The 18,944-nt window shown below is 67.9% G+C and carries 23 protein-coding genes; 12 read left to right on the forward strand and 11 right to left on the reverse strand.

The genetic code is table 11. The features are described from left to right. Positions 1-55: 55 nt before the first annotated feature. Together ABH933_RS02510 and ABH933_RS02515 are read right to left on the reverse strand one after the other, a co-directional pair. Positions 56-1,291 (reverse strand): serine hydrolase, encoded by a 1,236-nt coding sequence (locus tag ABH933_RS02510; RefSeq protein ID WP_429414671.1) that lies wholly within the window; start codon positions 1,289-1,291, stop codon positions 56-58. A gap of 20 nt (positions 1,292-1,311) precedes the next feature. Beyond that, positions 1,312-2,619 carry an alpha/beta hydrolase family protein gene (locus ABH933_RS02515; protein WP_429414674.1) on the reverse strand — a complete coding sequence of 436 codons (1,308 nt, stop codon included), beginning with the start codon at positions 2,617-2,619 and terminating at the stop codon, positions 1,312-1,314. Positions 2,620-2,676: 57 nt separating this feature from the next. Between ABH933_RS02515 and ABH933_RS02520 the strand changes: the two genes are divergently transcribed. Further along, on the forward strand, positions 2,677-3,222 hold the full coding sequence (locus ABH933_RS02520; RefSeq protein WP_429414677.1) for a helix-turn-helix domain-containing protein: 546 nt from the start codon (positions 2,677-2,679) through the stop codon (positions 3,220-3,222). Between the two features lie 115 nt (positions 3,223-3,337). Here ABH933_RS02520 and ABH933_RS02525 read toward each other — a convergent pair whose 3' ends face one another. Next, complete coding sequence (locus tag ABH933_RS02525) at positions 3,338-3,751, reverse strand: hypothetical protein (protein ID WP_429414680.1); 414 nt, start codon at positions 3,749-3,751, stop codon at positions 3,338-3,340. Positions 3,752-4,038: 287 nt separating this feature from the next. Here ABH933_RS02525 and ABH933_RS02530 point away from each other — a divergent pair, with 287 nt between their 5' ends. After that, positions 4,039-4,992: an alpha/beta hydrolase gene (locus ABH933_RS02530; RefSeq protein ID WP_429415711.1), complete on the forward strand. Its 954-nt coding sequence runs from the start codon at positions 4,039-4,041 to the stop codon at positions 4,990-4,992. 7 nt (positions 4,993-4,999) lie between these two features. On the opposite strand, the gene ABH933_RS02535 is transcribed toward ABH933_RS02530, so the two are convergent. Further along, on the reverse strand, positions 5,000-5,497 hold the full coding sequence (locus ABH933_RS02535) for a GNAT family N-acetyltransferase (protein WP_429414682.1): 498 nt from the start codon (positions 5,495-5,497) through the stop codon (positions 5,000-5,002). A 69-nt stretch (positions 5,498-5,566) separates the two neighbouring features. On the opposite strand from ABH933_RS02535, the gene ABH933_RS02540 reads away from it, so the two are divergent. After that, the gene (locus tag ABH933_RS02540) at positions 5,567-6,481 is read left to right on the forward strand and encodes a LysR family transcriptional regulator (RefSeq protein ID WP_429414685.1); all 915 of its coding nucleotides are present in this window, start codon (positions 5,567-5,569) and stop codon (positions 6,479-6,481) included. Positions 6,482-6,503: 22 nt separating this feature from the next. On the opposite strand, the gene ABH933_RS02545 is transcribed toward ABH933_RS02540, so the two are convergent. Next, positions 6,504-7,166 carry a TetR/AcrR family transcriptional regulator gene (locus ABH933_RS02545; RefSeq protein ID WP_429414688.1) on the reverse strand — a complete coding sequence of 221 codons (663 nt, stop codon included), beginning with the start codon at positions 7,164-7,166 and terminating at the stop codon, positions 6,504-6,506. Positions 7,167-7,302: 136 nt separating this feature from the next. Here ABH933_RS02545 and ABH933_RS02550 point away from each other — a divergent pair, with 136 nt between their 5' ends. The 4 genes from ABH933_RS02550 to ABH933_RS02565 are packed head-to-tail and all read left to right on the forward strand — an operon-like array spanning position 7,303 to position 10,017. Continuing rightward, positions 7,303-8,454, forward strand: a complete 1,152-nt coding sequence (locus ABH933_RS02550) for an acyl-CoA dehydrogenase family protein (RefSeq protein ID WP_429414691.1) — start codon at positions 7,303-7,305, stop codon at positions 8,452-8,454. 34 nt (positions 8,455-8,488) lie between these two features. Next, positions 8,489-9,298, forward strand: coding sequence for a 3-oxoacyl-ACP reductase FabG (gene fabG / locus ABH933_RS02555; protein ID WP_429414694.1), 810 nt, complete (start codon positions 8,489-8,491; stop codon positions 9,296-9,298). Positions 9,299-9,328: 30 nt separating this feature from the next. Then, positions 9,329-9,568: an AMP-binding enzyme gene (locus tag ABH933_RS02560; RefSeq protein ID WP_429415714.1), complete on the forward strand. Its 240-nt coding sequence runs from the start codon at positions 9,329-9,331 to the stop codon at positions 9,566-9,568. Further along, a complete protein-coding gene (locus tag ABH933_RS02565; protein ID WP_429414696.1) occupies positions 9,565-10,017 on the forward strand; it encodes a MaoC family dehydratase in 453 nt (150 codons plus the stop codon). The genes ABH933_RS02560 and ABH933_RS02565 overlap by 4 nt, the downstream gene beginning before the upstream one ends. Positions 10,018-10,082: 65 nt before the next feature. Here the strand turns inward: ABH933_RS02565 and ABH933_RS02570 are convergent, their stop codons facing one another. From ABH933_RS02570 to ABH933_RS02580, 3 genes are all read right to left on the reverse strand, one after another. Continuing rightward, positions 10,083-10,544: a nitroreductase family deazaflavin-dependent oxidoreductase gene (locus tag ABH933_RS02570; protein WP_429414699.1), complete on the reverse strand. Its 462-nt coding sequence runs from the start codon at positions 10,542-10,544 to the stop codon at positions 10,083-10,085. 100 nt (positions 10,545-10,644) lie between these two features. After that, positions 10,645-11,700 (reverse strand): anthranilate phosphoribosyltransferase, encoded by a 1,056-nt coding sequence (trpD, locus tag ABH933_RS02575; protein ID WP_429414702.1) that lies wholly within the window; start codon positions 11,698-11,700, stop codon positions 10,645-10,647. A 65-nt stretch (positions 11,701-11,765) separates the two neighbouring features. Then, on the reverse strand, positions 11,766-12,212 hold the full coding sequence (locus tag ABH933_RS02580) for a hypothetical protein (protein ID WP_429414705.1): 447 nt from the start codon (positions 12,210-12,212) through the stop codon (positions 11,766-11,768). A gap of 328 nt (positions 12,213-12,540) precedes the next feature. Between ABH933_RS02580 and ctaE the strand changes: the two genes are divergently transcribed. The 4 genes from ctaE to qcrB are packed head-to-tail and all read left to right on the forward strand — an operon-like array spanning position 12,541 to position 16,894. Then, a complete protein-coding gene (gene ctaE / locus ABH933_RS02585) occupies positions 12,541-13,152 on the forward strand; it encodes an aa3-type cytochrome oxidase subunit III (protein ID WP_215919038.1) in 612 nt (203 codons plus the stop codon). A gap of 57 nt (positions 13,153-13,209) precedes the next feature. After that, positions 13,210-14,094 (forward strand): cytochrome bc1 complex diheme cytochrome c subunit, encoded by an 885-nt coding sequence (gene qcrC / locus ABH933_RS02590; RefSeq protein WP_429414708.1) that lies wholly within the window; start codon positions 13,210-13,212, stop codon positions 14,092-14,094. Between the two features lie 20 nt (positions 14,095-14,114). Then, the gene (qcrA, locus tag ABH933_RS02595; protein WP_429415717.1) at positions 14,115-15,269 is read left to right on the forward strand and encodes a cytochrome bc1 complex Rieske iron-sulfur subunit; all 1,155 of its coding nucleotides are present in this window, start codon (positions 14,115-14,117) and stop codon (positions 15,267-15,269) included. Continuing rightward, entirely contained in the window at positions 15,266-16,894 is a 1,629-nt protein-coding gene (gene qcrB, locus ABH933_RS02600) for a cytochrome bc1 complex cytochrome b subunit (protein ID WP_429414711.1), read from the forward strand. Before qcrA ends, qcrB begins: the two co-directional genes overlap by 4 nt. A gap of 61 nt (positions 16,895-16,955) precedes the next feature. Here qcrB and ABH933_RS02605 read toward each other — a convergent pair whose 3' ends face one another. Both ABH933_RS02605 and ABH933_RS02610 read right to left on the reverse strand, forming a co-directional pair. Beyond that, entirely contained in the window at positions 16,956-17,372 is a 417-nt protein-coding gene (locus ABH933_RS02605) for a hypothetical protein (protein ID WP_429414714.1), read from the reverse strand. A 44-nt stretch (positions 17,373-17,416) separates the two neighbouring features. After that, positions 17,417-18,136 (reverse strand): DUF2637 domain-containing protein, encoded by a 720-nt coding sequence (locus tag ABH933_RS02610; protein ID WP_429454912.1) that lies wholly within the window; start codon positions 18,134-18,136, stop codon positions 17,417-17,419. A gap of 150 nt (positions 18,137-18,286) precedes the next feature. Here ABH933_RS02610 and ABH933_RS02615 point away from each other — a divergent pair, with 150 nt between their 5' ends. Next, on the forward strand, positions 18,287-18,577 hold the full coding sequence (locus tag ABH933_RS02615) for a hypothetical protein (RefSeq protein WP_429414720.1): 291 nt from the start codon (positions 18,287-18,289) through the stop codon (positions 18,575-18,577). A 40-nt stretch (positions 18,578-18,617) separates the two neighbouring features. On the opposite strand, the gene ABH933_RS02620 is transcribed toward ABH933_RS02615, so the two are convergent. Next, the gene (locus tag ABH933_RS02620; protein WP_215919045.1) at positions 18,618-18,893 is read right to left on the reverse strand and encodes an Lrp/AsnC family transcriptional regulator; all 276 of its coding nucleotides are present in this window, start codon (positions 18,891-18,893) and stop codon (positions 18,618-18,620) included. Positions 18,894-18,944 lie beyond the last annotated feature (51 nt).

Here is an 18,944-nt window from a genome sequence, read left to right on the forward strand (position 1 = left end):
CGCGGGATCGCATCGGCGGCAGTGGAACTCGCCGCCGTGCGGTCCGTCTCCGAGTTCAGCCGGCGTCGTCCATGAGGTCGAAGGCGCCGCGGATAAGTGCCTGGCCCTCGGCAAGGGGCGCGATGGCGTCCAGCGCGGTCTCCGGATCGGACATGAGCAGCGCGACGACCAGGCCGTGGCCTTGCTTGGTGCGTACCAGGTACTGCAGGGTCAGCACCCCCGGCTCCTGGCCGCCCTTGTACCACACGGTGGGAAATCGGTTGCGGTCCAGGCCGATTCCGGCATCGCCCAGCGACAGGGCGTGATCGATCTCCGGCTGGTCCAGGCTCGCGAGCCCGGCGTAGGCGCGGCAGATGTCGGCCGGGGAGGCGAACCATTCGATCGAGTCGATGAACCGGGGTTCGGGCCAGATCCGGCGCGGATCGGGCAGCGGCCGAGCCTCCAGGCGCTCCAGCATCGCCAGCCGTTCCGGTTCGGACAAACGCGGATAACGGTGGGCATCACCGGAATCCGGGTCGAATTTGAACTGGAAGAACGCCTTGGTGGACGGGAACGGCCGATTCGTCTCCGGTGACGCATGGCCGAACAGCGCCAGCTGGCGTTGCACCGCCTCGCGGCCCAGGCGGTGCAGCAGGTGGTCGGTGGCGGTGTTGTCGCTGAGCGAAATCATGAGATCCGCGTACTCGGACAGCGGCGCCTCGGTGCCCGCCGGTAGATACTGCATCGTGCCCGCGGGGCTGCGGTGGTCCTCGCGGATCCTCAGCGATTCGTCCCAGCGGGCCGAGCCCTGCGCGACGGCCTGCCCGAGCGCGCCGAGCACGTAGAGTTTGAACGCCGAGCCGGTCGGCCTGGGGACCTCGGCCTCGTGGCCGTGGATCAGCTCGCAGTGGCCGTCGGTCCGAATTTCCATCGCCGCGAAGGATGCTCGTGGAGCCAGTGTGGCCAGCCGGGCGTCGAGCTCGGCCCACGAGGTGGGTGCGGGCTTGACGAGGGTGGCGGCGAGGCTGTCGATGAGTCCGGTGGGGCTCACGGTCAGATCGAGCAGGATCTCGATGTCGCGGCCGTGCATCGAGGCGTGCACGTGATCCGCTGTGCGGGTGTGTATCCGGCCCATAGTCAGTGGTCCGAGGCTCGCGAGGGCCGTCGAAATGCTGTCGCTTCCACCGTTTTCGAGCAGCGTGGGCGCGAGGTGTGTGGCGATCTCGCTCGCCGTCGGCGCTGGGTCGGCCACGGAGGCCTCGATTATCCATTGCAGTTGCGCGGCAACGTGATCGGTGTCGGTGTCGGTCATGGGTCTTACCTCTCGGGTGTTCATCGAGCCAGGTGGTTGAGCAGGCGGGCGATGCGCCCGCGGTCGCGCGCGGGGGCCAGCCAGTCCGCGATGGCGGCCACGGCCTCGGGATCGACATGTTGCGGCGCTTGGTAATCCGCCGGGGTGGAGCGGCCGCTGCCGCGGAAGAACATGTGGTCGTCGGCCTCGAGAATGCGGATTGTCGTGTCCGGGTGCCCGGCGAGCCCGGCCCGCCAGCCGGCCAGGTCCTCGGCGAGGGTGACCTGATAGTCGCGGCCGCCCTGCAGGATCAGGATGGGTCGCTCCAGCGCCGCCGCGGTCGCCACCTGGTCGAATGCGCGCATGTCCAGCCAGTAGGAGGCGGGCATCCCGAACAGCAGCTCCGAGCCGGGGGTGTCGGGCGACAGGCCGGGATCCTCGGTCGCCGCGGCCGCCCGCGCGGTGGCCTCGGCCACGGTCTTCATCTCGGGGGCGGGGTCGGGTTCGAGCTCGGTCAGATAGTCGATGGTGCGCATGATCGAGCGGGGGAGCGGCACGGTGTCTCCGGCCATGATGATCACACCCGCGATCGAGGGCTCGGCCGCGGCGGCGCGCACCGCGGCCTTGCCGCCGCCGCTGTGTCCGGCGAGGTAGACCCGGTCCACGCCGGGCTGCTCCCGCAGGAGCCGGGCACCGGCGAGCGCGTGCGGCAGATACTCCTCGACCATCGTGTAGCCCGGGACGTTCTCCACCCCGGCGTGCACGTGGCCGATCTTGTCGAAACGCACCACCGCGACACCGCGGCTGGCAAGGCCCCACGCCAGATCCTTGAACGGCTTGTTCGGCCCGGTGGTGACGTCGCGATTGTTGGGGCCGGAGGCGATCAGCACGACACCCGGACGGGGGCGGTCGCCCTTGGGCAGGGTGAGCGTGCCGGACACCGCATGCGGGCCGGACCCGAGGGTGACCTCCCGCTCGGTGAAGCGCCGTGGTGTCGCGTATTTCGGTGGCGTCCAGTCCGATTCGCTCGGCGGGGCGAGCCGGAATCCGTGCAGCCTGCCCGCGTCGTCGACAGAGATGTGGACCTCGATGCCGCTGTTGTCGCCATTGACCGGAATCTTGGCCAGCATCAGTTCGTCGTGCAGCGGCGCGGTGGTGATCGCGCCCAGGCCGCGGACCGACCCGATTCTCGCGGTCTCGGACATCCACCCGAGACGCACGGTGTCGGCCGACACCGCCGCGGCCAGTCTCGGCGCGAAGAGTTCCTCGATCTCCGAGAACCGCTCCGCGCGCAGCAGTTCCATCACGGTGGTGGCCACGGCCACGGCTTCGTCCTGTGTTGGGATCATCCCTCACAACCTTTCTCGTGTTATGAGAACGGTAGCAAGATATGAGAACATTGGGAAGTGGACGCTTTGGAACTTGTCGCGCACCCCGCCCGGATGCGGATCGTGCACGCGCTGAGCGGCGGGCACACGCTCACCACCGCCCAGCTGAGCGCGCGGATGCCCGATGTGTCGAAGGCGATGGTCTACCGGCACGTCGAGGCCCTGGCCGCGGCCGGGGTCCTGGAGGTAGCCGGCGAGCGCCGGGTGCGCGGCGCGGTCGAGCGCCACTACCGCCTGAACCGGGGCAGGGCCGTGGTCGACGAGGAGACGGTCGCCCAGGCCACGATCGAGGACCATCGCCGCATCTTCACCACCGCGATGGCCGTGCTGATCGCCGAGTTCAACGCCTACCTCGACCGCGACGACGCCGACCCCGTCGCCGATCTGGTCGGCTACCGGCAGCACGCGGTCTGGCTCGACCGCGGCGAACTGGAGGGGCTCCTGCGCGACCTGCGTGAGGTGATCGTGCCGCGCATGCTGAACGAGCCCGCGCCCGACCGGATCCGATATCTGCTCAGCCCAATATTTTTCCCGGCTGGCGACCTCACTCCCGAACCGGAGTGAACCGCAGCTCGGCCAGCGAAAACCGTTGGCGCACGGGCGGTTGTGGATCTGGTCCTGCTATTGCCACCGGTTCTTCCCGAGTGGCAACGGGTCTGGCCGATGGATTGGGCGCCGGCTATGCGATCGTGCTGGTCGTGAGCCGACGGGCCAGGATGAGAAGGGCGCGCGGCCGATCGCCGTACCCGGAACAGTCGGGACCGGGTACGGCGTCGGACTCGCCGTTCTCGTTGTGTGCGAGCTGGTCTCGTTCCAGCATCCGCGCACACAGGCGCAGGACGACCTCCCGGAGCGTCAGGCCGAGGTCGGCGGCGCGGAATGCGGCCAGCTCCATGGCGAATTCGATATGGACCGTGTCCGGGACGCTGAGGGTCTCGTCGAGCACCAGGCCGCTGATGGCCTGATCGCGTGTCAGCACCCGGTCGGGGAGCCAGCTCAGCACCCACATGCCGCACTCGGCAATGGGGATCCGGTGCGCGGTCTCGGGTGTCACGGTGCTGGTGATCAACCCGTCGGTGATGTGCAGCGTCATGGGTCCCACCTCCTCGCGTGCGCGAATCGTGTTCCCGATGTTACGGACCGGCACCGGCTCGCTCAATCGAATTACCGCATGCCGCTTACTGTCTCGACGAGTGGACCGGCCGCGAGGAGCGCTGCCGGGTGAAGTCTCGTCATTCCCGGTATTGCTGCGTATCGAGAATGATTGCCGACACGATTTGAACGGTTAGTCCGATGTCGGATGCGGCAGGAGTAGGGTCACCTGGGTCGATGCCCGGGATCGTGGTGGGAGGTGTCAGGGTGAGCGCAACGGGGCGAGGTATGGATCGCGGGGCGATCGTGCGGTGGTGCGGGCGGATCGGCGCCCTCGTGACGGCCGTGCTGCTGGCGGTGTCGATCGGTACTGCGGCCGCTGCCGCAGCGCCACAGCGTGCGGGGCGGTTCGAGGAGCTTTCGGTGCCCTCGAGCATGGGGCCGATCCCGGTGCAGGTGCGGTGGGCTGCGCACGGCGGGAGCACGGCGCTGTACGTGCTCGACGGTCTGCGCGCGCCGGCCGATCACAATCAGTGGACCACCGACACCGATATCCTGCGCCAGTTCGCCGATGACGATGTGACGCTGGTGTTTCCGGTCGGCGGCCACTCGAGTTTCTACACCGACTGGTACCGGCCCAGCAGCACCAATCATCAGGCCACGACCTACCGGTGGGAAACCTTCCTGACTCGCGAGCTCCCGGCCTTCCTACAGGGGTACGGCGTCTCCCGGACCGACGATGCCATCGTCGGTCCCTCGATGGGCGGTGACGCCGCGCTGATATTGGCCGCCTACCATCGCGATCAGTTCCGATTCGCCGGATCCTTCTCCGGATTCCTGAATCCGACGTTCCCCCTCTGGGGCGAGGCGATGCGCGCGGCGATGCGGAACGAGGGCGGCTTCAACGTCGACGACATGTGGGGCCCGCGATCCGATCCCGCCTGGGTCCGCAACGACGCCACGGTGCAGGCCGGAAGGCTGCGCGGACTGCCGATCTACGTCTCGAGCGGCAACGGCCTGCCGGGTCCGCTGGATCTCGCGGACGGATTCGGCAATACGGTGAACGGGATGGGGCTCGAGGCGATGACGATGACCGCAGCCCGGATATTCGCCGATCGCGTTGCGGCACTGGGCATCCCCGCGCGCATCGACATCGGGGACGGCACCCACACCTGGCCCTACTGGCAGGGCAATATGGCCACCGCGCGCCCGATGATCCTCGCGGCGCTCGGGGTGCGCTGATCGGCGATCAGGCGGTCAGCTCCAGGCGCATGAAGACATCGGCCCGGTCGTACGGCATCGGCCCGATGTCCGCGGGCGGGACGTGTACGAATCCGGCCTGCTCGTAGAGGTGCACCGCGGTGGGAAGCTTAGTGCTGCTGCCCAGGAACAGGGCCGTGGCGCCCAGCGTGCGGGCGTGGTCGATGGCCGCGCTCAGCAGGGTGCGGCCGAAACCCCGCCCGCGATGCTCCGGCGCCACGGCCATTTTCGAGATCTCGTAGACCCCGTGGCCCTCGGGCACGATCGCGACGCAGCCGACGATCTGCTGCCCGTCGCGGGCGATGAGGACCTGCCCGCCCTTGGCCAGGATCGCGTCCTGCGGATCGTCGAGCACCGCGCGGTCGGCCGGTTCGAGGGCGAACAGCGTGGTGATCCACTGCTCGTTGAGGTCCTTGAAGGCGCGGGCGTCGGCGGGGGAGGACATCGGCCGGACGACCAGATCGCCGGAGAAGGTCTGCGGGTTCACGAACTCCAGCATGTCGCCCGCGACCGATCGCGTCCAATACTTGATAGGTCGGATTGATACATTGAAATTATGGTCGATGCGGCACGCCTGCTGGACGGCGTCGAGCTGCGGCACCTGCGATATTTCCTCGCGGTCGCGGAGGAGCTGCACTTCGGCCGGGCCGCCGCGCGCCTGCACATCGCCCAGCCCGCGCTGACCCAGCAGATCAAGCGCCTGGAAACCCTGCTGGGCGCCAGGCTTTTCGAACGGACCTCGCGGCATGTGGCGTTGACCGCGGCGGGGGTGGTGCTGCGCGAGCGGGCCGCGGCCATCCTCGGCCATGCCGCGCGCGATCTCGACGAGGTCAGCCGCGTCGGGCAGGGCAGCCAGGGGCGGTTGTACCTGGGGTACGTCCCCTCGGTGCTGGCCCTGAACACGCTGCGCGGCGTGCGCCGATTCCTGGACCGCTATCCGCTGGTGCAGGCGGACCTCATCGAGGGATTCACCTCGCACCTGATGGCCCAGCTGAGCCAGGGCCGCCTGGACATGGCGATCGTCCGCGATCCGGACGACGAGCCGGGCACGGTCACGGTGCCGCTGGTCACCGAGCCCTTCGTCGCGGTGCTCCCGGCCGACCATCGGCACGCCGCGCGCGCCAGCATCGTCGCCACGGAACTGGCGCAGGATCCACTGGTCTTCTTCCCGCGGGCCGCGGGTGCGCGGGCGCAGGACCTCAATCTGCGCCCGCTGCTGGCCGCGGGCCACCGGCCGCGCGTGGTCCAGGAGGCATCGACCTGGGCCACCATCGTGTATCTCGTCGCCGAGGGGCTGGGGGTGACGATCGCCCCGCGCAGCGCGACATTCAACGCCCCGCCCGCGGTACGGATCCTCGAGCTGGACGAAACCGATGCGGCGACGACGGTGTACCTCGCCCACCGCACCGACGACGATCGTCCCCTGGTCCGGAACTTCCTCGCGCTACTGCCTATACCGGGACACGCCTGACCGGCGAAACGCTTTCCCGCGCTCAGCCTTCGGCCGTACCCCGGCGCCCGGCTCGCCCTCGCCGCGCCTGCGTGAACCGTGCCTCCAGCCCGTCCACGAACGCGGTGAGCAGCAATTCGAAACTCTCCGAGTCGATCTCGTCCGCCTTGGCGCGCAGCAGGTGGGCCTGCTCCAAATGGGGATAGCGGTCGCGATAGACCTGCACGTCGTCGACGAAGCCGCGGGAGAACGACCCGATCGTCGAGCCCATCACCACGTAGCGGGCGGCCGCGCCGATCATGGTGGCCTGGCGGGGCGGCCAGCCCGCCGCGACCAGGCCGCCGTGCACCGCGTCGGCCATGCGCAGGCTCTCGTTCCGGCGTGCGGGCCCGGTGGCCAGGTACGGCACGAAATTCGGATGCTGCGCCAGGGTGGCCCGGTACGAGCGCGCCCATTCGCGCAGCCCGTGCCGCCAGTCGCCGGTCTCGAACGGCGAGGTGTCCACGGCCGCCATGATCTGCTCGGAGATGTCGTCGAGCAGGTCGTCCTTGGTGGGGTAGTGGCCGTAGAGGGAGGCGGCCTGCACGCCGAGTTCGGCGGCGAGCTTGCGCATCGACAGCGCGGCCAGGCCGTCGCGATCGATCAGCCCGAGCGCTCTCTCGCGGATGCGGTCGCGGCTCAGCAGCGGCACGCGGGGCCGGGCCATACTCGCACCTCCCTGCTGTCGGTGACCGGCGAAGGGTCGAATTTATCACCGGTCACCGGGACGCCTTGAAGAACCAAACACTGTTAGGTTACCGTGTGGGACGTAAACCTAACACCGTATGGTTAGGAGCCGCATCATGGATTTCGAACTCGGCGAGGCGCACCGCGAACTGCGCGACGTGGCCCACGCCTGGGTGGACAAAGAGGTCGTTCCCTACTCGCGGGAATGGGACCGCGCCGAGTCGGTCGATCCGGCCATCGTCGGCAAGCTCGGCGCGATGGGTTTCCTGGGCATCGAGATCCCCGAGGAGTACGGCGGCTCCGGCGGCGACGCGCTGGCCTACTGCGTGCTGCTCGAGGAGCTGGGCCGCGGCGACAGCTCCGTGCGCGGCATCGTCTCGGTCTCCCTCGGCCTGGTCTCCAAATCGATCAAGTATTACGGCACCGACGAGCAGAAGCGGCGCTTCCTGCCCCGGCTCTGCGCCGGTGAGGCGCTGGGCTGCTTCGCGCTGACCGAACCCGATATTGGCTCGGACGCAAGCAATCTCACCACCAGGGCCGAGCGCGACGGCGACGACTGGCTGATCTCGGGCACCAAGATCTTCATCACCAACGGCACCTGGGCCGAGGTGGCGCTCGTCTTCGCGCGCACCGGCGGCCCGGGCGCCCGGGGCATTACCGCCTTCCTGGTCCCCACCGACACCCCCGGGCTGACCCGCACCGAGATTCACGGCAAGCTGGGGCTGCGCGGCCAGCGCACCGCCGAACTGGTCTTCGAGCGGGTCCGCGTGCCGGACACGCTGCGCCTGGGGCAGGAGGGCCAGGGCTTCAAGATCGCCATGGCGGCGCTGGACAAGGGCCGCATGGGGGTGGCGGCGGGCTGCGTCGGCGTGGCCAGGGCCGCGCTCGAGGCCGCGGTCCACTACTCCACCGAGCGCGTGCAGTTCGGCAGGCCCATCGCCTCCTACCAGCTGGTGCAGGAGATCCTGGCCGATATCGCCGTCGAGGTGGACGCCGCGCGGCTGCTGGCCTGGCGGGTGGCCGACCTGGTGGACAGGGGCAAGCCGTTCGGCACCGAGGCCTCGATGGCCAAGCTCTTCGCCAGCGAGTGCGCGGTGCGATCCACCAACAAGGCGCTCGAGGTGTTCGGCGGCTACGGCTTCATCGACGAGTACCCGGTGTCCAAGTACCTGCGCGACGCGCGCGTGCTGACCCTCTACGAGGGCACCAGCCAGATCCAGAAACTGCTCATCGGCCGCGCCCTGACCGGCGTGAGCGCCTTTGCCTGAGCACAACTTTCACGAACGAATCGGGAGAACCCCAATGACAGAACAGCACTCGGGGTGGCAAGCCGGCGGAGCTCGCGGAACCGGCGGGGTGGGTGAACACCGGGTCGCCGTCGTCACCGGCGCCGCGCGGGGTATCGGCGCGGCCACCGCGGCCCGCCTGGCCGCCGACGGCATCGCGGTGGCGATCGCCGACCTCGACGAGAATGCCTGCAGGGCAACGGCCGAGGAGATCGTCGCCGGCGGCGGCACCGCGATCGCGGTGGGCTGCAACGTCACCGACGAGACGCAGGTGGACGCGGTATTCGATCGCGTTGCCGCCGAACTCGGTTCGCTGGACATCCTGGTCAACAACGCCGGGGTACTGCGCGACAACCTGCTGTTCAAGATGTCGGTCGACGACTGGGACACCGTGATGGCGGTGCACCTGCGCGGAGCGTTCCTGTGCAGCCGGGCGGCGCAGCGGCACATGGTTCCGGCGAAGTACGGCAAGATCGTCAACACCTCCAGCGTGTCTGCGCTCGGCAATCGCGGCCAGGCCAACTACTCCGCGGCCAAGATGGGCATCCAGGGCCTCACGCGCACGCTGGCAATGGAATTGGGCCCGTTCGGCATCAACGTCAACGCCGTGGCCCCCGGGTTCATCGTCACCGAGATGACCGCCGCCACCGCCGCCCGCGTCGGGGTGAGCCCCGAGCAGCTGCAGGCCGAGGCCGCGAAGATCACCCCGGTACGCCGCGTCGGGCAGCCCGGGGACATCGCCAACGCCGTCGCCTTCCTGGCCTCGGACCAGGCGTCGTTCATCACCGGCCAGACCCTCTACGTCGACGGCGGGCGGCGGCTGTGAGCGAGCGCGCCGCGACGACCCCGACGGCTGCTGCGGCATCCGAATATCTCGCAGGTGGCGATCATCGGCGTGCCCGACGAGGCCTATGGCGAGGAAATTCTGGCCGTGGTCGTGCCATCCGGGCCCCTGACGGCCGATGAGGTGATCGAATACGCCAGGGAACATGTGGCGCGGTACAAGTACCCGCGCCGCGTGGAGTTCGTCGACGAGTTGCCCCTGGGCCCCACGCACAAGGTGCTCAAACGAGAATTGAAGGAGCGCTACCGATGACAGATTTCGCGGATCTGAACGAGCTGAAGTCGGCCGTGGGCACCGAGATCGGTGTCAGCGACTGGATGACGATCGACCAGCAGCGGGTGAACACCTTCGCCGACGCCACCGACGATCACCAGTGGATCCACGTCGACCCGGCGGCCGCGGCCCAGGGCCCGTTCGGTGGCCCCATCGCGCACGGCTTCCTCACCCTGTCCCTGTCGGTGCCCCTGGTCGGTCAGGCCACCACCGTCGCGGGCATCCGGATGGGAATCAACTACGGCCTCAACAAGGTTCGGTTCATCACCCCGGTTCCCGTCGGCGGCCGCATCCGTGCCCGCGTCACCCTGGACGCGGTCCGCGACATCCCCGGTGGCCTGCAGGCCGACCGCACCGTCACGATCGAACTCGAGGGTGCGGAGAAACCGGCCTGCGTCGCCGAGAGCATCGTGCGCTATATGTCCTGAGTGCCGCCATGCCCACCGGCCGCCGAGTCGATCGGCTGCCGGTGGCCGGCCGCGCCACGCAATCGCTAGGTGGCCGGGGTCAGTTCGAGGATGGGGATCAGGCGGTCGGTCTTGTCTTCGTAGCCGGCGTAGCGGGGCTGCTCGGCCTTGATGCGTTTCCAGGCGTCCGCGCGCCGGTCACCCTCGAGTTGTTCCACTCGCACCCGGAACGACTTGCCGCCCACCTCGGCCCACACCTGATCCGGGTGTGTGGCGATGTTGTGGTACCAGGCAGGCTGCACCTTCGCCCCGCCCGCCGAGGCGACGATCAGCCAGCCCTTCTCGGTGGGGAACCGGCTCAGCGTCACCTGCCGCTCCTGGCCGGACTTCGCGCCCACGGTGGTCAGATACAGCAGATCCATCCCCATGAACCGGTCGCCCCGGAACCGGTGAAACCGCTGCATCGCCGTGATCATGAACTGTGTGACCGGATTGATCCGCATCGCCGGATTGCCACGCTTACCTGCAGGAATCTTCTGGAAGCTCATGCCGTCGCTCCTCGATGGGTGCTGACCGCAATTCTAGTGACGTTCAGCCCGGCATACACCCGGAATGCGGACGGGGAACCGCCCTCGAGCGAGGTTCGGCTCAGTCGGCGCCCAGCTTGTTGCTCAAGGCGGCCCAGCGGTCCAGCAGGTCCGTCGCCGCGCCGGAGTCGACGGCGTCGGCGACCCGGATCAGGGCGCCGGCCAGGGCATCGTGGATATCCACGCCCGCGCTGTCCGGGGTGAGCTCGAAGGCGACGATCGCCGCGGCGGAGTTGAGCAGTACCGCGTCGCGGACGGCGCCGGGCGCCCCGGCGAACATGTCGCGGGCAATCGCGGCGTTCACCGACGCGTCGCCGCCGCGCAGCGCCTCCGGTGGCACGCGGTCGATGCCCAGCCGGTCCGGATCGATCGCGGTCCGCGACAACTGCCCGCCCGTGACGATCCAGGCGTCGGTGGTGTCGGCCGTGGTGATCTCGTCCAGGCCGTCGTTACCCCGCACCACCAGGGCGTTCGAGCCACGGTCGGCGAATGCGCCGGCGATCACCGGAACCAGATCGGCGAACGCGCAACCGATCAGCCCCGCCTTCGGCCGGGCCGGATTCGTCAGCGGTCCCAGCACATTGAAGACCGTGGGGATGCCGATCTCGGCGCGCGCCGGGCTGGCATAGCGCAGCCCGGAGTGGAACATCGGCGCGAAACAGAACCCGATACCCACCTCGCGCACGCAGTGCGCCACCGACTTCGGGCCCAGCGCGATCTTCACCCCCAGCGCCTCGAGCACGTCGGCGCCGCCGCTCTTGGAGGACGCGGCCCGGTTGCCGTGCTTGACCACCGGAATCCCCGCAGCGGACACCACGATCGAGGACATCGTGGAGATGTTGACGGTGCCCGACCGATCGCCCCCGGTACCGACGATATCGATCGCCTCGGCATCCAGCGGCACCTGCTTGGCGCGCCCGAGCATGCCCGCCGCGAACCCGGCCAGCTCGGTGGGGGTCGGGCCCTTCATCTTGACGGCGACCCCGAAGGCGGCGATCTGCGCCTGCGTGGCGTTGTCGGAGAAGATCTCGTCGATCACCCACGCCGCCTCCTCCGCGGTCAGATCGACCCCGTCGGTGAGGGTCCCGAGGATCCCCGGCCAGGTGCGCGCGCTCATCAAACGTCTCCTGTCGCATATTCCGCACTCACGTGCTCGTAGCAGCCTAATGCCGCAGGACAACCTTAGTTTCGCTCGGGCTGCAGCGCGTCCCACCCCGAAACCGAGCCCTCGTGCCGCTGGGCCAGGCCGGCCATCCGGGAGCGCTCCCGCGAGCAATGCAGCGCATCGAGGACCAGCACCCGCTGCAGCAGCAAATCCACTGTCGTCGCGCCGTTCTCGGGTCCGGGGATTACCAGCTCGGGATCCGGTGCGGCGGCCCCGGCGGGGGAGTAGTCGTCCTGAGCGGCGATCGCGACGACCGCCTCGACCTGCTCGGCCGGAATCCGCAGATGGTGCCGCAGCAGCGCGGGCGCCGCCGCGGTCCAGCTCACGGCCCTTTCCAGCGCGGCCGAACAGGATTCGACGTCGTCGAAACTCGACACCACGACCACCAGATCCCCGCGCGCGGGATCCCACGCCGTCGTCTCGTCCCGCCCGAGGAGTCGCCGCCACGCCGCCCGCACACCCATCCCATTCCTCCCTCGCCGAAAATCGGGTACCGAACCCCGCCGGAACCGACCGTTTCCTCGGGCGGGAACCGCACGCCGCGCTCGCCCGTTGCACAACAATAGAAGCCGAATATTGCCCGTAGGTGCCAAGCCGGCCGACCCCGGTGGGTCGGTGCGGATCGACCGTGTAATCGCCGCAGAACCGGCCCCGACCTGCCAAGATCAGTGAGCCGGACGGGCACGCCGGGACGAGGATGAGACCTCGTCCAGCCCTGCGGGTTCCGACATGGAACATCAACTTTCGCACCCGGGTACTCCTGTCGTACTACGACGAGTCATACTTACCGGCGTGACGACCGCAGTAGGGACCCCAGGATCGGCCATAACTCAGCGTGTGCACTCGCTGAACCGGCCCAACATGGTCAGCGTCGGAACCATCATCTGGCTGTCGAGCGAGCTGATGTTCTTCGCCGGCCTCTTCGCCATGTATTTCGTCGCCCGCGCCCAGGCCCACGGTGTCTGGCCGCCGGAGCCGACGAAACTCGACATGAAGCTCGCCGTGCCGGTCACGGCCGTGCTGATCGCCTCGTCGTTCACGTGCCAGATGGGCGTGTTCGCGGCGGAGAAGGGCGACGTGTTCGGTCTGCGCCGCTGGTACGTGCTGACCTTCTTCATGGGGCTGTTCTTCGTCTGCGGTCAGGCCACCGAGTACCACGGCCTGTACTCCGAGGGCACCTCGATCTCGAGCAGCGTCTACGGCTCGGTGTTCTTCATCACCACCGGCTTCCACGGTCTGCACGTCATCGGCGGTCTCATCGCGTTCATCTTCCTGCTGATCCGCACGAAGGTCAGCAAGTTCACCCCGGCGCAGGCGACGGCCGCGATCGTCGTCTCCTACTACTGGCACTTCGTCGACATCGTCTGGATCGGGCTGTTCGCCACGATCTACTTCGTGCGCTAGCCCGCTGGGCGACAACTTCAGCATCAGTCGGTTCCGTCTACTCCAAAGGGACTTTAGATGAGTTCATCACCCCCGTCAGTGCCAGAAGGGCCCAGCAGCCCAGGGGTCGGCAGCGCCGGGAACCCTCAGGCAACCAAGACCCGCAAACAGCGCCGGATGCGCCGGAAGCTGGCCGGTGGGCTGGTACTTCTGATGGCTCTGGTCGGAGCCGGCTTCGCCGCCACGGCGCTCACCCCGCACGCGCAGGTCGCCACCGCGGACGAGGACCAGTCCTCGCTGATCCGCCAGGGCAAGCAGCTCTACGACACCTCCTGCATCACGTGCCACGGTGCGAATCTGCAGGGCGTGCAGGACCGCGGCCCCAGCCTCATCGGCGTCGGATCGGCCGCGGTCTACTTCCAGGTGTCCACCGGCCGCATGCCCGCGCCGTGGAACGCCGCGCAGATCGTGCGCAAGACCCCGAAGTTCGACGAGGCGCAGACCGACGCGCTGATGGCGTACATCGCCTCGAACGGCGGCGGCCCCAGCGTCGTGCGCGACGCGGACGGCAAGATCGCGCAGGAGTCGCTGATCAAGAACGCCGACCTCGGCGTCGGCGGCGAGCTGTTCCGCATGAACTGCGCGTCCTGCCACAACTTCACCGGCAAGGGCGGCGCGCTGTCCTCCGGTAAGTTCGCCCCGCCGCTGGCCCCGGCCAGCGAGCAGCAGATCTACACCGCGATGCTCACCGGCCCGCAGAACATGCCGAAGTTCTCCGACCGTCAGCTGACCCCGGACGAGAAGCGCGACATCATCGCGTACATCAAGAACCGCACCGAGTCGCACCCCGAGGCCGGCTACGGCCTGGGTGGTTTCGGTCCCGCGACCGAGGGCCTGGCGATGTGGGTGATCGGGATCGTGGCCGTCGTCGGTGCGGCGATGTGGATCGGATCCCGCTCATGACAGATAAGGAGCACAACGACATGGGCCGGCCCGAGGACGGCACTGCCGCAACCCCGCCCGAGAACCTCAACCCCTCCGAGGAACAGCTCGAGGCGATGTCGCAGGCCGAGCTGGTCGAGCTCGGCACCAAGCGGGACGGCGTCGACGTCGCCTACCGCGCGCCGCGCTGGCCGGTTCCGGGCACGCGCGCTGAGAAGCGGGCCGAGCGCCAGGTGGCGTTCTGGTTCGTCCTGTCGACCATCGCGGGTATCGCGCTGATCGGCGTCTTCCTGTTCTGGCCGTGGCAGTACAAGTCCCGCGACGAGTCCGGAGCGGGCATCTATTCGCTGACCACCCCGCTGTACGGCCTGCTGCTGGGCGTCGCGGTGCTGGCCATCGGCGTGGCGATGGTGCTGATCCGCAAGAAGTTCATCCCGCCGGAAATCTCCATCCAGGATCGCCACGATGGCGCCTCGCCCGAGGTCGAGCGCAAGACGCTGGTCGCCGAGCTGAGCGACGCGCTGGAGACCTCCACGCTGGCCCGCCGCAAGCTGATCACCCGCACCGCGGGCCTGGGCCTGGGTGTGCTCGGCGTGGGCGCGCTGTTCGTCTTCGTCGGCGGCCTGATCAAGAACCCGTGGGCGCAGGGCAAGAAGTCGCCCCTGTGGGTGTCGGGCTGGACCCCGGATTACCCGGGCCAGACCATCTACATCCGCAAGGACACCGGTCGTCCCTCGGACATCGTGCTGGTGCGGCCCGAGGATCTCGACGCGGGTGGCATGGAGACGGTGTTCCCGTGGAAGGAAGAGTGGCGCGGCAACGAGGAGGAGACCCTGCAATCGCTGCGCGGTATCCGCAACGCGGTCATGATGATTCGCTTCCGTCCCGAGGATTCCGCCAAGGCGGTCAAGCGCAAGGGCCAGGAGAGCTTCAACTTCGGCGACTACTGGGCCTACTCGAAGATCTGCACCCACCTGGGCTGCCCGACCTCGCTCTTCGAGCAGCAGGACAGCCGCATCCTGTGCCCCTGCCACCAGTCGCAGTTCGACGCGCTTCACTGGGGTAAGCCGATCTTCGGTCCCGCCGCGCGCGCCCTGCCGCAGCTGCCGATCACCGTCAACACCGAGGGCTACCTGGTCGCCAACGGCGACTTCATCGAGCCGCTCGGACCGGCCTACTGGGAGCGTCGTTCATGAGCCCTAGCAAAGCGGCCGCACAGGCCAACGAAATGGACGAGCGCTACCACATGGCAGCCTTCGTCAAGCGCTCGATCAACAAGGTCTTCCCGACCCACTGGTCGTTCCTGCTGGGTGAGATCGCGCTGTACGCGTTCATCATCCTGCTGCTGTCGGGTGTGTACCTGACTCTGTTCTTCGATCCGTCGATGACCGATGTCGTCTACAACGGCGCCTACCAGCCGCTGCGCGGCGTCACGATGTCGCGGGCGTTCGAATCGGCGCTGAACATCACCTTCGAGGTGCGCGGTGGCCTGTTCGTGCGCCAGGTGCACCACTGGGCGGCGCTGTTGTTCGCGGCGTCGATCATCATCCACCTGCTGCGCATCTTCTTCACCGGCGCGTTCCGCAAGCCGCGCGAGGCGAACTGGATCATCGGCTCGCTGCTGCTGATCCTGGCGATGTTCGAGGGCTTCTTCGGCTACTCGATCCCGGACGACCTGCTCTCGGGCACCGGCCTGCGCGCCGCGTTCGGCGGTATCACGATGGGCATTCCGGTGATTGGCACGTGGATGCACTGGCTGATATTCGGCGGTGACTTCCCGGGCACGATCATCATTCCGCGGTTGTACGTCGCGCACGTGCTGCTGTTGCCGGGCATCATCCTGGCGTTGATCGCGGCGCACGTGGCACTGGTCTGGTACCAGAAGCACACGCAGTTCCCCGGACCGGGCCGCACCGAGAAGAACGTCGTCGGCGCGCGCATCGTCCCGGTGTTCGCCGCCGATCAGGGTGCGTTCTTCATGTTCACCCTCGGCATCGTCGCGGTCATGGGTGGCGTGCTGCAGATCAACCCGATCTGGAACCTGGGTCCCTACAACCCCTCTCAGGTTTCCGCGGGTTCGCAGCCGGACTTCTACATGATGTGGACGGACGGCCTGGCCCGTCTGATGCCGCCGTGGGAGCTGTATCTGGGCCGGTACACGGTTCCGGCGCCGTTCTGGGTCGCGCTGATCATGGGCCTGGTGTTCGGGGTCCTGATCGCCTACCCGTTCATCGAGAAGCGCCTGACCGGCGACTACGCCCGGCACAACCTGCTCCAGCGTCCGCGAGATGTGCCGGTGCGCACCGCGATCGGCGCGATGGCGATCGCGTTCTACCTGGTGCTGACCTTCGCGTGTGACAACGACATCATCGCGCTGAAGTTCGACCTCTCGCTGAACGCGACAACGTGGTTCTTCCGCATCGCGCTGCTGACCGCGCCGCCGATCGCCTACCTGCTGGCGTACCGGTTCTGCCTGGGCCTGCAGCGTGCGGACCGGGCGGTGCTCGAGCACGGCATCGAGACCGGCGTCATCAAGCGCCTGCCGCACGGTGAGTACATCGAGATCCACCAGCCCTTGGGCCCGGTCGACGAGCACGGCCACCCGATCCCGCTGGAGTACCAGGGCGCGACCGTGCCCAAGAAGATGAACAAGCTGGGTCTGGCGGGCAAGCCGGGCATGGGCTCGTTCCTCAAGGCGGACCCCGCGGCCCAGGCCACGGAGCTCACCGCGATCGAGCACGCCGAGCACCACAAGCAGCTGGAGATCCTGGCCGAGTACCAGGATCAGGCTGCCGGTGAGGGCGGCGGGCACGAGCACTGAGTTCGATCCACAACGAAGGCCCCGAGTCGGAAACGACTCGGGGCCCTTCTTGTTGAGGAGGTCAGGCGACCCCGTTGACCGGGATCCGGGGCTCGATGCCGATGGATGGCCACGACTGATGGGCCAGGCTCTCGAACAGGCAGATCAAGAGCATCTTCCGGCTGCGCTCGCCCGAACCACGGGCGGTGTCGGCCTCGGGGATCGCATCGGCGATCACAGTGCCGCCGCGGGCATCGGGTGAGGACAGGAGCCAGAACATCTCCGGCCCGAGGAGAATCGATTGGCCGCCGGTCTCGACGAACCACCGGTTGGCATACGCGATCAGAAGATCGGTGAACATCTCGGCGCTGGACATGGCCTCGATGAATTGATTCAGAGTCCCCGGGCGGTCGGAGCTGGCCTGAATCAGCGATACCACCCGGTCCGCAATTTCGCGGAATTGGCCCACATCCGGCCGGTGTGACGAGATTGATGACATGCGTTGTCTCCGTTGACGAGTCGTGACATGACGGGATCCGGGGATCAGCTGCGTTCCCCGGCGTGGACGAGAGTGTGTTTGCCGCCCAGCAAGGCATCGGCACGGTGCGGGTCGAGCGGGAGGGTTACGTGCCGCAGCCCACGTACCGGCGTTGCGATCACGTCGTGCAGCGGGGCCGTTTTCTCCTCCTGCGCGGGCTCCGAGACGAACTGCGCGGGCTCCGAGACGAATTCCACGGTGTCGACGTCGATCCGGTCGGCGGCGCCGAGCGCGGGTGCGTTCGCGCCGTACTTGCGGTCGTTCCAGAGCATGAGCGTGAGGTGTACCGCAAACATCATCGTGACCGGCATTCCGGCATGGAGGATGACCGCGACGATGTCCCCGCCGATCTCATGCGCATATTCGACATTCCCCAGCACCGACACCAGCGTCGACAGGACGAAGAGACCTGTGGCGTACCACCACCCCGCTCCGCGCTTGCGGAACGACGCCGTCGCGATGACCGAGCCGACCATCAAGCCGTCGATCGCGATGGGAACATTCGATGCGAGACCGGGAGCGACCAGGTTGCGGGTTGCGAGATGATGCAGTGAGTCGTATGACATCGCGAACGCCTTGTATGCAACGACGCACGATACGATCGCCGAGGCGTGCAGGGGTCGCGGCCGAAACGACCGTAGCCGCCGCGTCCAGCTACTTCTGGATCGTTGGTCGTCATTCAGCGTAGCGAAGTCGACCGGCAGTTCCGGTCCGATCATTGACATGCCAGGCAGCGTAGCTGCTAATTTGCCGCAAACCCGTTGATCAGGTGTCCGTGTCTGCCGCGCGCTGGGTCATCCTCGGATGCGGATGTCCCGGGCAAACGGTTCGTTGTAGTAGGTGTAGCGCGGGGAAGCTTTGGATACAGTCCAGATGTGAGGATGTCGATCGTGGGGGCGATGCTCGGATGTGCGGCCGTGGGCACCCTGGTGTGCGCCACCCCGGCGCGGGCGGCGCAGGGCACGCTGATCATCAACGGCCATTCGTATGCCGATACCCCCGGTTGTCTCACCATCCGCAAGTTCCCGCTCCGATTGCGGATCGTGAACAACAGCGCCGGTGAGGCGCACGTCTACCTGCTGCCCGGGTGCAACGGCGGAGTCACCAGCTCCGTGGACGCGGGCGCCAAGGCGTCCTCGATCGGGGCGTCCGTCCTCACCGGATAGCCGCCGGTTGTGGCTCCCCGGCGGCGGACGGCCAGAATCCTCAGTCCCCCAGCGAGAACCCGGCCTCCACCTCCGTGCGCGCATACGACTTGAACGCGATGTGGGTGGCGGTGCGCAATACACCGGGGGTCTTGTTGACGTGGCCCGTGACCACCTCGGCGATCTGCTCGTGATCGCGGACCCGCACCACCGCGATCAGGTCGACATCGCCGGCGCACGAGTACACCTCGGTGACACCCTCGAGCTCCGCCAGGGCCTGCGCCGTCTCCGGAATCCGGGCGGCCTCGGCGTGGATCAAAACGATCGCGGTAATCATGCTGCCGAGTCTATTTGCAGGAGTCGTCCGGGCGTGCGATCGCCCTGATCC

Source organism: Nocardia sp. GP40 (assembly GCF_050434125.1).
Lineage (GTDB): Bacteria > Actinomycetota > Actinomycetes > Mycobacteriales > Mycobacteriaceae > Nocardia > Nocardia albiluteola.